A 13,643-nucleotide genomic window follows, 5' to 3' on the forward strand; every position below is an offset into this window, starting at 1 on the left:
GCTGCGGCTCATTACATATTCGGGTAAGTAGGTCCGCCAGCGCCTTCCGGTGCTACCCAGGTGATGTTCTGCGACGGGTCCTTGATGTCGCAGGTCTTGCAGTGCACGCAGTTCTGCGCGTTGATCTGGAAGCGCTTCTCGCCGTCTTCCTTGGTGATGACTTCATACACGCCAGCCGGGCAGTAACGCTGAGCCGGCTCGTCGTACAGCGGCAGGTTCTTGCTGATCGGGATGCTCGGATCGGTCAGCTTCAGGTGGCAGGGTTGTTCCTCTTCATGATTGGTGCTGGAGAGGAACACCGAACTGAGCTTGTCGAAGCTGAGCTTGCCGTCGGGTTTCGGGTAATCGATCTTCTTCGAGTCGGCTGCCAGCTTGAGGCAGGCGTAATCCGGCTTGGTGTCGTGCAGCGTGAACGGCAGCTTGCCGCCGAAAATGTTCTGATCGATGAAGTTGAATGCGCCACCCTTGATCGCGCCATATTTATGGATCGCCACGCCAAAGTTGCGGCTGGCGAACAGCTCTTCATGTAGCCAGCTGGCCTTGAAGGCATCCACGTAGGAGGTCAGCACGTCGCCACCTTCCTTACCGGCCAGCAGCGCGTCGGCCACCGAATCGGCGGCCAGCATGCCCGACTTCATGGCCGTATGGCTGCCCTTGATCTTGGCGAAGTTCAGCGTGCCCAGATCGCAGCCGATCAGCGCGCCGCCGGGGAAGACCATTTTCGGCAGGGAGTTCAAGCCACCCTTGGCAATCGCGCGGGCACCGTAGCTGATGCGCTTGCCGCCTTCCAGGTATTGCTTGACGACCGGGTGGTGCTTGTAGCGCTGGAACTCGTCGAACGGCGACAGGTACGGGTTGCTGTAGGACAGGTCGACGATCAGGCCGACCACTACCTGATTGTTCTCCAGGTGGTACAGGAACGAGCCGCCCGGATTGGCATCGTCCAGCGGCCAGCCTGCGGTGTGCACCACCAGCCCTTGTTCATGTTTGGCCGGGTCGACTTCCCAGATTTCCTTGAGGCCGATAGCGTAATGCTGCACGTCGGCTTCGTCGTCAAGGTTGAAGCGCTTGAGCAGCTGCTTGCCGATGTGACCACGGCAGCCTTCGGCGAACAGCGTGTACTTGGCGCGCAGTTCCATGCCGGGGGTGTACAGGCCTTCCTTAGGATTGCCTTCGCGGTCGACACCCAGATCCCCGGTGACGATGCCGCGCACTACACCGTTTTCGTCGAACAGCGCTTCCTGAGCGGCAAAGCCAGGATAGATTTCGACACCGAGGTTTTCAGCCTGCTGAGCCAGCCAGCGGCACAGGTTGCCCAGCGAGATGATGTAGTTGCCATGGTTGTGCATGGTCTTGGGGACGAAAAAGTCCGGTATTTTCTGAGCTTTTTCAGCATCGCGCAGCACATAGATGTCGTCGCGCTTGACCGGCGTGTTGAGCGGAGCGCCCAGTTCCTGCCAGTTGGGGAACAGTTCATTCAGCGCGCGGGGCTCGAATACCGCACCGGAGAGGATGTGCGCGCCGACTTCGGAGCCTTTTTCCACCACGCAGACGCTGATTTCCTGGCCAGCTTCAGCGGCCTTCTGTTTAAGGCGGCAAGCGGCAGAAAGCCCGGACGGGCCGGCTCCGACGATAACGACGTCGAATTCCATGTATTCGCGTTCCACAGGCTATCTCCTACTCTCAAGGCTCACGGTGTTTTTATGGGCACTGCTTTTTTGGTCGCTGCAGGCCGACGCATGGAGGTATTGAACCGTCCCGTCTTTTAATGGTTCGCATTATATCTACACCACTGCGCGGGTCCAATACAAACGTTTGTTTGAATCGGCCGCAGGCCAGATAAATCAAAGACACCAGACTCGGAACTGGCCGATTTGGCGTATTGACCGGAAAAGGCGTTGCGGTCAATATACGGGCGGTTTTGCGTTTGCCGTAGGCTGAAACGAGGTTTCCGGATTGCGGGCAATCTCTCAAAAGGCATCAGGCAGACGCGCTGCAGGCAACAGGTCAACGTCGCACGGCGCATTTTACACACCCAGCCGCTGCTTGACGGGTGACTCCCGGCTTTTATATGGCTTTTTAAAGTCGTCCGGGTGGCCTGCACGCATTGCGATTGCTTGTTGAGGACACATATCGATCGCCTGGTGCCGCCGGGCGACTTCTTTTCACCGGAGAGTGAGGAATCCATGAAGGTTCTTGTAGCTGTCAAACGAGTGGTCGACTACAACGTCAAGGTTCGCGTCAAGGCGGACAACTCCGGCGTCGATCTTGCCAACGTCAAAATGTCCATGAACCCGTTTTGCGAAATCGCCGTTGAAGAGGCTGTTCGCCTTAAAGAGAAGGGTGTAGCCACCGAAATCGTCGTCGTCACCATCGGTCCGACCACGGCTCAGGAGCAACTGCGTACCGCCCTGGCGCTGGGTGCCGACCGCGCCGTGCTGGTCGAGTCCGCCGAGGAGCTGACTTCTCTGGCCGTGGCCAAGCTGCTCAAGGCCGTGGTCGACAAGGAGCAGCCACAGCTGGTGATCCTTGGCAAACAGGCCATCGACAGTGATAACAACCAGACCGGCCAGATGCTGGCTGCGTTGAGCGGCTACCCGCAGGGTACGTTCGCATCCAAGGTTGAAGTGACCGGTGACAAGGTTGCCGTGACCCGCGAAATCGACGGCGGCCTGCAGACCGTTTCCCTGAGCCTGCCAGCCATCGTGACCACGGACCTGCGTCTGAACGAGCCACGCTACGCTTCACTGCCCAACATCATGAAGGCCAAGAAAAAGCCGCTCGAAGTGCTGACCCCGGATGCGCTGGGCGTTTCCACGGCCTCGACCAACAAGACCCTCAAGGTTGAAGCGCCGGCTGCACGCAGCGCCGGCATCAAGGTCAAGTCGGTGGCCGAACTGGTCGAGAAACTGAAAAACGAAGCGAAGGTAATCTAAATGACGATCCTGGTTATCGCTGAACACGACAACGCGACCGTAGCCCCGGCTACGCTCAACACTCTTGCTGCTGCCCAGAAGATCGGCGGTGACATCCATTTGCTGGTGGCCGGGTCCGGCGTGAGCGCCGTTGCCGACGCCGCCGCCAAAATTGCCGGTGTGACGAAAGTGCTGGTGGCCGACCACGAAGCCTACGCGCACCAACTCCCTGAAAACATTGCACCGCTGGTCGTGGAGCTGGCTGCAGGCCATAGCCATGTTCTGGCTGCGGCAACGTCCAATGGCAAGAACATCCTGCCGCGCGTCGCTGCTCAGTTGGATGTCGATCAGATCTCCGAGATCGTTTCGGTGGTTTCCGCTGACACCTTCACTCGTCCGATCTATGCCGGTAATGCCATCGCCACCGTACAGTCGACGGCTGCGGTCAAGGTCATTACCGTACGTGCCACCGGCTTCGACCCGGTGGCTGCAGAGGGTGGCTCGGCCGCTGTCGAGGCGGTGTCGGCTGCTCACGATGCCGGCAAGTCCAGCTTCGTCGGTGAAGAACTGGCCAAATCCGATCGTCCGGAACTGACCGCGGCCAAGATCGTCGTTTCCGGTGGTCGCGGCATGCAGAACGGCGACAACTTCAGGCACCTGTACACGCTGGCCGACAAGCTCGGTGCGGCAGTGGGCGCTTCCCGAGCTGCGGTCGATGCCGGTTTCGTACCCAACGACATGCAGGTCGGTCAGACCGGCAAGATCGTTGCTCCTCAGCTGTACATCGCAGTCGGTATTTCCGGCGCCATTCAGCATCTGGCCGGTATGAAGGATTCCAAGGTGATCGTTGCGATCAACAAGGATGAAGAGGCGCCGATCTTCCAGGTCGCCGATTACGGTCTGGTGGCTGACTTGTTCGAAGCCATCCCCGAGCTGGAGAAGCTGGTTTAAGCCACGCGCTTCCACTATAAAGAGAACCCGTTCCATTCGGGGTTTGCGCACCAGCGGTTTACGGTGCGCCTGCCTGGGTGAAGCGGGTTTTTTATTGCGTATCGAAAGGACTTTTCATGGTGCATTCCCGGCTGCTGTCTTCGCTTCTCCTCGGGCTGATCACGCTGCCGACGCTGGCATCCGCCGCAGGCAAGTGCGAGCGTCTGATCGTGACCGGCAGCCCGGACGCGCCGCCGTATCTGTGGCGTGATCCCCAGGATCCGCGCCACCTGATGGGGGCCAATGCCGATCTGCTCACCCAGGCGGCAGGCGAGCTGGGTATCAAGGTCGAATTTCTGTATGGCGGCAAGCGCAGTCAGGCGCTCGAAGAGGTGCGCACCGGGCGCATGGACCTGCTGGCTGACGCGCCATTGAATGCCGCACAACTCGAAGCGCTGGATTACATTCATCCGCCGATCGTGCAGAACGAGATCATGGTCTGGACGCGTCACGATCACAGCGTGCCGTTCAATGCCGTGAGCGAGCTGCAGGGCCATCCCGGCGCCATGTCGGAAAAGACCCGCCTGACGCCTTCCTTCGAGGTGCTGGCCAGGCAGAATCTGACCCTGGAGCGCCTGCCCGCACTCACACCTGCCTTTCAGAAGCTGGCATTGGGTGAGGTGGATTACGTACTTGCCGGGCGTTATGCCGGTATGGTCATGGTGCAGACGCTGGGTCTTTCCAAAGACCTGACGGCACAGCCTCTACCGGTCGATACGCCGGGTTTCTATCTGGCCTTGTCGTTCAACTCGGCCTGCAATGAACCATGGTTGCGCGGACAGCTGGCGAAAAAGATGACAGAATCGGCCGCCTCTGGCCTTGCGGGCGATGTCATCAGGCACAACCTGGAGTTGTGGAAAGCCCAACTGTTGCAACCCGCCAGCGCCAGCGCACCCAACAAGTAGGGATGTTTTTGTGAGTATTCGTTTTTCAATTGCCGTCATGGCAATCGCCACGCTGGCCGGTTGCGCCAGTGATCCGGTACCAACCGAGCAATTCAAGCTGACCGAGCAGGCGCTGGAGCAGGCCAAGGCGGTCGGCGCGAGTGATGATCAACCCGAGATGGAAGTCGCTCAGGCAGGGTTTGCCGAAGCCCGCGCTTCCATGGCAAGCCATGCCTACAAGGACGCGCGTATGAAAGCCGAGCAGGCCGAGCTTGATGCGCGCCTGGCTGAAGCGCGAGTGTTGACCCTCAAGAGCCAGGAGCAGGTCAATCAGTTGAATACCCGCCTCAATCGCTTGCGCAAGCAGCTGGGGGAGGCGCAATGAAGCGTATTCCGCGTGTCCTGAGTGTGTGTCTGTTGCTGGGTGCGGCTGGCCTTTATGGTTGTGCCGGTCACCAGGACAGCGGCCAGGCGTTGCAGCAGGCCAGTGCCGACTTCCAGAAGGTCAAGGAAGATACCGATGTGCTGCGCAGTGCACCCAAGGATGTCATTCGTGCGGGTGAATCGCTGGCTCGCGCCGAGCGTCTGTCCAGTTACCTGGGGAGTGGCGCCGATGTCGCTCACTACGCCTACCTCAGCAGCCGCTACAGCGAGATCGCGCGTGAGCACAGCAACCTGATGCTGAGTCAGGAGCGTCTGGCGAAAATGGACATGGAACGTCAGCGTATGCAGTTGGCACTGCGCGAAGCCAAGTTGGCCAGCGCCCAGCAACAGGGCCGTTGGCTGGAGGATCAGATCCTCAGCCTGGCCACCACCGAAACCGACCGCGGGCTGGTCATGACCCTGGGCGATGTGCTGTTCGACGCCGGACATGCCGAGCTGAAAAACTCGGCCAGCCGTACCATTCTCAAGGTTGTGCAGTTTCTGCAGATCAATCCGCGCCGAGTGGTCCGCATCGAAGGCTATACCGACAGCACGGGCGATCGTCAGGAAAACCTGAGGCTCTCGAAAGACCGGGCGCAAGCAGTCGCTGATGTGCTGATGGACCTGGGCATCGACGAAAAACGCATTCAGGTCGAAGGCTATGGCCAGGAGTTTCCTGTGAATGCCAATACCTCCGAGCGGGGCCGCGCGCAAAACAGGCGTGTCGAGATCGTTTTCTCGGATGAAAAAGGTCAGCTGGGCGCAGCTCGCTGATAAATAGACGATAAAAAGCCCGATGCCGGAAACGGCCTCGGGCTTTTTTGTCTTTAATCACATTGATTATGGCGTTTCTGCCCGCGTTTATTTTCACTCAGCAGCCATCAATGCTGGCCTGTCTTCAAACTGTTCCCGTACACTTCCGATCTGTGCCGGTTATTACGCATCTGTATTTTCAAAAATAATAAATCACCGGTCTTTTCGAGGCTGTGTCATGACCAATCTCTTGCTCTACCAGCGTATCGCTCAGCAGTTGGCCGAAGACATCCGCCGTGGTGTGTATCAGCCCGGCGAGCGTGTGCCGTCCGTTCGCAAAATGAGTTCGCAGCTCAACGTCAGCCATGCGACTGTATTGCAGGCTTACGCGAACCTTGAAGACCAGGGGCTGATCCGGGCGCGTCCTCAATCCGGCTACTACGTCCATCAAACGCCCGCGCTGACAGCGTCCACCCCGGATATCGCGCGGGTCGAGCGGCCCGGCCTGGTCACACGCAGCAGCATTATCCAGCAAGTGCTCGAAGAGTCGCGCCGCGAAGGCGTATTCGCCCTAGGGGCTGCCGTGCCTCATGTGGATTACTTGCCGGTGCGCGCGCTGCATCAGCAGCTGGCCAAGGTCACGCGTTTTCACAGCCCACGGGCCTTCAGTTACATGTTCAGCCCTGGCTTCGAACCCTTGCGCAGGCAGGTCGCGATCCGCATGCGCGACGCCGGTGTAGTGGTCGACCCGTCAGAAGTGGTCATCACTCACGGCTGCGTGGATGCGCTGCAGATGGCCCTGCGGGTGCTGACCCGGCCCGGCGATCTGATAGCCGCCGAATCACCGGCTTATTACGGGTTGCTGCAACTTGCCGACCTGCTGGGTTTGAAAGTCATCGAAATTCCCAGTGATCCGGCCACCGGCATCAGTCTTGAAGCCTTGCAACTGGCGGCCAATCAATGGTCCATCAAGGCCCTGGTGCTGACCTCACGGCTGAGCAATCCACTGGGCGGCACCATGCCCGAGGAGCGGCAGAAAAACCTGCTGCGGCTGACCTCGGATTTCGATATCCAGGTGGTTGAAGACGACGTCTACGGCGAGTTGATGTTCGAAGTAGGGCGGACCAAGGCGCTCAAGTCCTTCGACCGGCTGGGGAGGGTGATTTACTGCTCAAGCTTCTCCAAGACCTTGTCACCGGGTGTGCGCATCGGCTGGATGATAGCCGGCAAATACCAGGCGGAAATTCAGCGCCTGCAGACCTTCAGTACTCACTCTGCGTGCAGTGTCACGCAAATGGCCGTCGCCGCGTACCTCGAAAACGGCGGCTATGATCGACACCTGCGCTTCATTCGGCTCGAATACCGCAAGAACCTCAGTGCGTATCAGCTGGCGGTGCAGCAGTTCTTTCCCGAAGGCACGCAGATGAGCCGTCCCGCAGGGGGCTTTATCCTCTGGGTCAGTCTGCCGGGCAGGGTCAATACCCAGGAATTGCACGTGCGTGCGCTCGAGCAGGGCATCAGCATTGCACCCGGGCTGATTTTCAGTAATACCGAGCAGTTCAACCACTGTATTCGTTTGAATTGCGGCATGAAATGGAACAAGGAAGCCGAGCGGGCATTGATGACATTGGGGATTCTGGCCAAGCAGTTATGTCAGGAAGCTGTCCAGGCTTATTGATTGGCAAAGATATTTGTCAATTCTTCGGAACTCTTGTCTTGTCAGGTTGGCCTCAAAAGGACAGCATGTGTTTCTTTCCGGCTTTTTGCCACTGTCTTGCCTGACTTTTTGCCTATGAATGTTTTTCGCTGTCTCGGATTGCTTGTCGTCGTACTTCTGAGTGGTTGTGACGCTCCGGATACCTCTGTGCCCAAACCCAAGACCGAGGCGGTCATCACAGCGCCGGTATCGCCCGAGGTGCATCTGAAGACTGAGGCACCTGCGGAGGCAGCCGCCACCGATGCCAGGCAAATCAAGGCGCCGGACACCATGCATCAGCTGATGCCGGGGGTGCCAGTCGTGCCTGTGGTGGTCGGAAAGGAAAAGTCAGAACCTGCAGCACCCCAAAGCGCCAAATCGGCGGCGTCCGAAAAAGCGTCTTCCAAGGTCGCGGCAGCCAAGGCGCCTGCGAGCAAGCGCAAGAACGCCAAGGATGCCAAGACGGCCAGCGTCAAGGATGTGCGAATCAAATCGCCCAAGCTGGATCTGAGCCTGCCTCCCGAACTGGTCAAGGAACTCGACCCGCCTGCCAAGGTGATTACCAGCAAGCGCAAGCCGATATTGCCGCAGATGTTCAGCGACAAGGGCGACTCTGCGAACCCTGGTCCGTTCGAGCTCGAAGGGCGATTGCTGACCAACGAAATGCAATTGCAGATGCGCAACGAAAACCGTCGCGACGTGGAAGGCGCTGCGCTGGACTTCAAATTCAAGCAGTAAGCCCTGCCTGTCGTCCGATACGGCGTTTTCAAACAGACGTTTTGACGGTTAATATCCTTCCTCTTTTTCAATTTTCACAAAAGGGTGTCTGGTCATGGACTGCCGTTCCGGTTGTGGAGCGTGCTGCATAGCGCCTTCCATAACGTCTCCCATACCCGGTATGCCCGACGGAAAGCCTGCAGGCGAGCGTTGTCTGCACCTGTCGGTCGAGTTTTTGTGCGCCTTGTTTGGCAGGGCTGAGCGGCCCGCCGTATGCAGTCAGTTCAAGGCGGCAGAGGATGTCTGCGGTGTCGACCAGGCGGATGCCATTCGCCTGATCGGTTGGTGGGAAAAAGCCACTGCGGTGGCCTGAAAAAGTGTTTTCGAGCACAAATGCTTCTTCGGAACTTCAAAACAAGGAATAAAACAATGGGTCCGCTGTATCGCATGGCTGTTGCTTGTGGTTTGACTGTAATGCTTGCCGGAACGGCGCAGGCTGAAGAGTGGAAAGAGGTCAAGAATCAGGAGGGCATCAAGGTTTCGTTGAGCGACGTGCCCGGGTCTGATTACAAGGCTTATCAGGGCATTGCGCTGATCAATGCCAGCGTGAGCAAGTTGCGCGCGCTTCAGGAGGATGTCACGGGCGCCTGCGCCTGGATTCATGAGTGCAAGTTGCAGAAAGTGCTCAAGCACGAAGGCAACAAGACCTGGACCTACAGCCAGTTCAACACTCCCTGGCCAGTGACGCCTCGCGATTCTGTGCTGTTGATCACCACTCAGGAAGGCCCTGACGGGAGTGTTACCCGTAATCTTGAAGAGCAGCCTTCGTACATCCCCGAAGAAAAGGGCTATGTGCGCGTAACCGAGGTCAAGGGCTTCTGGAAAATGGTGCCCAAAGGGCCGAACCAGACTGAAGTGACCTATCAGGTTCACACCGAGCCGGGTGGCAGTGTGCCTTCTATGCTGGCCAACAAGTTCGTTGTCGATGCGCCGTTCAACACCTTGAAAGCCCTCAGGGAGCGTGCTGCGCAAACCCCATGATGTGCATCGGATAGCNGCTGCCAATGGCAGCCCTTTTTTTGCGTGTGGCGCTTACTTGCGGTCTTGCAGGGCGACGATGTCGCGTTGCACGTTGCCGGTGTACAGCTGGCGAGGGCGACCGATCTTGTAGGGGCTGGAGAGCATTTCCTTCCAGTGCGAGATCCAGCCGACAGTCCGCGCCAGGGCGAAGATCACGGTGAACATGCTGGTCGGAATGCCGATGGCCTTGAGGATGATGCCCGAGTAGAAGTCGACGTTCGGGTACAGCGAGCGCTCGATGAAGTACGGGTCGGTCAGGGCGATCTCTTCGAGGCGCATGGCCAGTTCGAGTTGAGGATCGTTGGTGATGCCCAGTTCTTTCAATACTTCGTCGCAGGTCTGCTTCATTACGGTGGCGCGCGGGTCACGGTTCTTGTACACGCGGTGACCGAAGCCCATGAGCTTGAACGGATCGTTCTTGTCCTTGGCCTTGGCAATGAACGTGTCGATGTTCGACACGTCGCCGATTTCATCGAGCATGGTCAGTACCGCTTCGTTGGCGCCGCCGTGGGCAGGGCCCCAGAGCGCTGCGATACCGGCTGCGATACAGGCGAACGGGTTGGCACCCGAAGAGCCCGCCATGCGTACGGTGGAGGTCGACGCGTTCTGCTCGTGATCGGCGTGGAGGATGAAGATCTTGTCCATCGCCTTGGCCAGCACCGGGCTGATCGGTTTGATCTCGCACGGGGTGTTGAACATCATGTGCAGGAAGTTTTCCGCGTAGCTGAGGTCGTTGCGCGGGTACATCATGGGTTGACCCATGGAGTACTTGTAGACCATCGCTGCCAAGGTCGGCATCTTGGCGACCAGACGGACTGCGGAAATCTCGCGGTGCTGCGGGTTATTGATATCCAGCGAGTCGTGGTAGAACGCCGACAGGGCGCCGACTACGCCACACATGACGGCCATCGGGTGGGCGTCACGGCGGAAACCGTTGAAGAAGGTCTTGAGTTGTTCGTGAACCATCGTGTGGTTCTTGACCACGGCCACGAACTGGGCTTTCTGCTCGGCGGTGGGCAGTTCACCGTTGAGCAGCAGGTAGCAGGTCTCGAGGTAGTCGGACTGCTCGGCCAGTTGTTCGATCGGGTAGCCGCGGTGTAGCAGAATGCCATTATCACCATCGATGTAGGTGATCTTCGAATCGCAAGAGGCCGTGGACATGAAACCAGGGTCAAATGTGAAGCGGCCGGTGGCGGTCAGGCCGCGTACGTCGATCACGTCCGGACCCACTGTACCGGTCAGAATTGGCAGCTCGACGGGGGCAGCGCCCTCGATGATCAACTGCGCTTTTTTGTCAGCCATGTGGCCTCCTATTTATGCTTCAAATCATCAGACAGGCCCCCCACGCAGGGCCCGCATCACTATAGTGAGATAAATTCTAAAGTCAATTTGCCTAAAGTCGTGTTCCGCAAGGGCTCGGCCGTGGATTTTTCAGACGGTTTACTGCCATTTACGCCTTTTGTCGCGGCAACGCAATCCGCTATTGGCGGTACGTCTGCGCGTTGTCATTAGTAACCTAACTGTCTATACTCGGCGTCCGACCGCCAGAGGCTTTTGGCCTGTTTCAAGGGGGTCGTCACTTCCTGGGTGGTGGGTACCTGACCAGTGCACTTCCCAACAACTTGCCCTGATTGTTAGGGGCTCTTCAGTGTGAAAAAAAGCCGTGAATAGCCAACGACCTGTAAATCTAGACCTAAGGACCATCAAGCTCCCAGTCACCGCTTACACGTCCATCCTTCACCGCATCTCCGGTGTCATCCTCTTTGTCGGTATTGCAATCATGCTGTATGCAATGGACAAGTCGCTGGCCTCCGAAGAGGGATTTGGTGAAGTCAAGGCGTATATGACCAGTCCGCTGGCCAAGCTGATCATCTGGGGACTTCTGTCTGCCCTGCTGTACCACCTGGTGGCCGGTATTCGTCACCTCATCATGGACTCGGGGGTAGGCGAGACGCTTGAAGGCGGAAAGCTGGGCTCCAAAATCGTTATCGCGGTTTCCGTGATTCTGATTCTTCTGGCGGGAGTATGGATATGGTAACCAACGTCACCAACCTGTCGCGTTCGGGCCTCTATGACTGGATGGCTCAGCGTGTCTCCGCAGTCGTGCTCGCGGCTTATTTCATTTTCCTGATCGGTTACATGGTCTTTCACCCGGGTCTGAGCTACGCCCAATGGCATGGTCTGTTCGCTCACAACGGAATGCGTATCTTCAGTCTCCTGGCCCTCGTTGCCCTTGGCGCCCACGCCTGGGTCGGCATGTGGACCATCGCGACCGACTACCTGACGCCGATGGCGCTGGGCAAGTCCGCAACTGCAGTACGTTTCCTGTTCCAGGCGGTATGCGGCGTTCTGATGTTCGCCTACTTCGTCTGGGGCGTGCAGATTCTTTGGGGTATCTGATCCATGGCTAACATTAATGCGCTTTCTTTCGACGCCATCATCATTGGTGGTGGCGGTGCCGGCATGCGCGCTGCGCTGCAGCTCGCCCAGGGCGGTCACAAGACTGCCGTGGTCACCAAGGTTTTCCCGACCCGCTCGCACACCGTATCCGCGCAGGGTGGCATCACCTGTGCAATCGCCTCCGCCGATCCGAACGATGACTGGCGCTGGCACATGTACGATACCGTCAAGGGCTCCGACTACATCGGTGACCAGGACGCTATCGAATACATGTGTTCCGTAGGTCCGGAAGCGGTCTTCGAGCTCGAGCACATGGGCCTGCCGTTCTCCCGTACCGAGCAGGGCCGTATCTACCAGCGTCCGTTCGGTGGCCAGTCCAAGGACTTCGGCAAGGGCGGGCAGGCTGCCCGTACCTGCGCTGCCGCCGACCGTACCGGTCACGCACTGCTGCACACCCTGTATCAGGCCAACCTGAAGGCAGGCACTGTATTCCTCAACGAATACTATGCAGTGGATCTGGTAAAGAACAACGACGGCGCCTTTGTCGGCATCATCGCAATCTGCATCGAGACAGGCGAAACCTCGTACATCCGCGCCAATGCAACCGTGCTGGCGACTGGCGGTGCAGGCCGTATCTACTCGTCGACCACCAATGCCCTGATCAATACCGGTGACGGTATCGGCATGGCGCTGCGTGCCGGTGTACCTGTTCAGGACATCGAAATGTGGCAGTTCCACCCGACCGGTATTGCCGGTGCAGGTGTACTGGTCACCGAAGGTTGCCGCGGTGAAGGCGGTTACCTGATCAACAAGCACGGCGAGCGTTTCATGGAGCGTTATGCTCCGAACGCCAAGGACCTTGCCGGTCGTGACGTTGTGGCACGTTCCATGGTCAAGGAAATCATTGCCGGTAACGGCTGTGGTCCCGATGGCGATCACGTGATGCTCAAGCTCGATCACCTTGGCGAAGAAGTGCTGCACAGCCGTCTGCCAGGGATCATGGAGCTGTCCAAGACCTTTGCTCACGTCGATCCTGCGACCGCTCCGATCCCTGTCGTACCAACCTGCCACTACATGATGGGCGGCGTTGCCACCAACATTCATGGTCAGGCGATCACTCAGGATGCGGCGGGCGTCGATCAGATCATTCCAGGTCTGTTCGCGGTAGGTGAAGTGGCTTGCGTATCGGTTCACGGCGCAAACCGTCTGGGCGGCAACTCGCTGCTCGATCTGGTGGTGTTCGGCCGCGCTGCGGGTATCCACCTCGAGCAGGCGCTGCGTGAAGGCGTCGATTATGCGCGCGCTTCCGAGTCCGACATCGATGCTGCCCTCGCGCGCCTTGCCGGCCTGAACGAACGCACCACCGGTGAAGACGTCGCGTCCCTGCGTAAAGAACTGCAGAGCTGCATGCAGAACTACTTCGGTGTATTCCGTACTGGCGAATACATGCAGAAGGGTATCGCCCAGCTGGCTGATCTGCGCGTGCGTATCGCCAACGTCAAGATCAACGACAAGAGCCAGGCGTTCAACACCGCCCGTATCGAAGCGCTTGAACTGCAAAACCTGCTGGAAGTTGCCGAAGCCACGGCGATTGCTGCAGAGCATCGTAAAGAGTCCCGCGGCGCTCACGCTCGCGAAGACTTCGAAGATCGCGACGACGAGAACTGGTTGTGCCACACCCTGTATTTCCCGGGTGACAAGCGCGTGACCAAGCGTGCCGTGAACTTCTCGCCGAAGACTGTTCCGACTTTTGAACCCAAGATTCGGACTTATTAAGGGGTGGCC

Annotated in this window: 14 protein-coding genes; 12 read left to right on the forward strand and 2 right to left on the reverse strand. The window is 58.5% G+C overall.

The features are described from left to right. Positions 1–11 precede the first annotated feature (11 nt). Positions 12–1,667 (reverse strand): electron transfer flavoprotein-ubiquinone oxidoreductase, encoded by a 1,656-nt coding sequence (locus AO388_RS01580; protein WP_003366679.1) that lies wholly within the window; start codon positions 1,665–1,667, stop codon positions 12–14. 519 nt (positions 1,668–2,186) lie between these two features. Here AO388_RS01580 and AO388_RS01585 point away from each other — a divergent pair. The 9 genes from AO388_RS01585 (at position 2,187) to AO388_RS01625 (ending at position 9,419) form a co-directional block, all read left to right on the forward strand. Further along, positions 2,187–2,936: an electron transfer flavoprotein subunit beta/FixA family protein gene (locus AO388_RS01585; RefSeq protein ID WP_003394537.1), complete on the forward strand. Its 750-nt coding sequence runs from the start codon at positions 2,187–2,189 to the stop codon at positions 2,934–2,936. Then, positions 2,937–3,866: an electron transfer flavoprotein subunit alpha/FixB family protein gene (locus AO388_RS01590; protein ID WP_003366683.1), complete on the forward strand. Its 930-nt coding sequence runs from the start codon at positions 2,937–2,939 to the stop codon at positions 3,864–3,866. Positions 3,867–3,982: 116 nt separating this feature from the next. After that, positions 3,983–4,810, forward strand: a complete 828-nt coding sequence (locus AO388_RS01595; RefSeq protein WP_054081898.1) for a substrate-binding periplasmic protein — start codon at positions 3,983–3,985, stop codon at positions 4,808–4,810. A gap of 10 nt (positions 4,811–4,820) precedes the next feature. Further along, entirely contained in the window at positions 4,821–5,174 is a 354-nt protein-coding gene (locus AO388_RS01600; protein WP_003345625.1) for a DUF4398 domain-containing protein, read from the forward strand. Further along, a complete protein-coding gene (locus tag AO388_RS01605; protein ID WP_058415979.1) occupies positions 5,171–5,986 on the forward strand; it encodes an OmpA family protein in 816 nt (271 codons plus the stop codon). Before AO388_RS01600 ends, AO388_RS01605 begins: the two co-directional genes overlap by 4 nt. Before the next feature lie 217 nt (positions 5,987–6,203). Beyond that, positions 6,204–7,643, forward strand: a complete 1,440-nt coding sequence (locus AO388_RS01610; RefSeq protein ID WP_058415980.1) for an aminotransferase-like domain-containing protein — start codon at positions 6,204–6,206, stop codon at positions 7,641–7,643. A 114-nt stretch (positions 7,644–7,757) separates the two neighbouring features. Continuing rightward, positions 7,758–8,399, forward strand: a complete 642-nt coding sequence (locus AO388_RS01615) for a translation initiation factor 2 (protein WP_072364648.1) — start codon at positions 7,758–7,760, stop codon at positions 8,397–8,399. Between the two features lie 94 nt (positions 8,400–8,493). Continuing rightward, the gene (locus AO388_RS01620; protein ID WP_003366694.1) at positions 8,494–8,751 is read left to right on the forward strand and encodes a YkgJ family cysteine cluster protein; all 258 of its coding nucleotides are present in this window, start codon (positions 8,494–8,496) and stop codon (positions 8,749–8,751) included. Between the two features lie 56 nt (positions 8,752–8,807). Further along, on the forward strand, positions 8,808–9,419 hold the full coding sequence (locus tag AO388_RS01625) for an START domain-containing protein (RefSeq protein WP_003366696.1): 612 nt from the start codon (positions 8,808–8,810) through the stop codon (positions 9,417–9,419). 51 nt (positions 9,420–9,470) lie between these two features. On the opposite strand, the gene gltA is transcribed toward AO388_RS01625, so the two are convergent. After that, positions 9,471–10,760, reverse strand: coding sequence for a citrate synthase (gltA, locus tag AO388_RS01630; RefSeq protein ID WP_003366698.1), 1,290 nt, complete (start codon positions 10,758–10,760; stop codon positions 9,471–9,473). Positions 10,761–11,121: 361 nt separating this feature from the next. Between gltA and sdhC the strand changes: the two genes are divergently transcribed. Genes sdhC through sdhA form a run of 3 tightly spaced genes read left to right on the forward strand, consistent with a single transcriptional unit; the run spans position 11,122 to position 13,634 of the window. Next, positions 11,122–11,496, forward strand: coding sequence for a succinate dehydrogenase, cytochrome b556 subunit (gene sdhC / locus AO388_RS01635; RefSeq protein WP_003423585.1), 375 nt, complete (start codon positions 11,122–11,124; stop codon positions 11,494–11,496). Beyond that, on the forward strand, positions 11,490–11,858 hold the full coding sequence (gene sdhD / locus AO388_RS01640) for a succinate dehydrogenase, hydrophobic membrane anchor protein (protein WP_003316551.1): 369 nt from the start codon (positions 11,490–11,492) through the stop codon (positions 11,856–11,858). Before sdhC ends, sdhD begins: the two co-directional genes overlap by 7 nt. A 3-nt stretch (positions 11,859–11,861) precedes the next feature. Further along, on the forward strand, positions 11,862–13,634 hold the full coding sequence (gene sdhA, locus AO388_RS01645; RefSeq protein WP_003419913.1) for a succinate dehydrogenase flavoprotein subunit: 1,773 nt from the start codon (positions 11,862–11,864) through the stop codon (positions 13,632–13,634). Positions 13,635–13,643 lie beyond the last annotated feature (9 nt).

The sequence above is a fragment of the Pseudomonas sp. ICMP 10191 genome (genome assembly GCF_001467335.1).
GTDB classification, from domain to species: domain Bacteria; phylum Pseudomonadota; class Gammaproteobacteria; order Pseudomonadales; family Pseudomonadaceae; genus Aquipseudomonas; species Aquipseudomonas cerasi.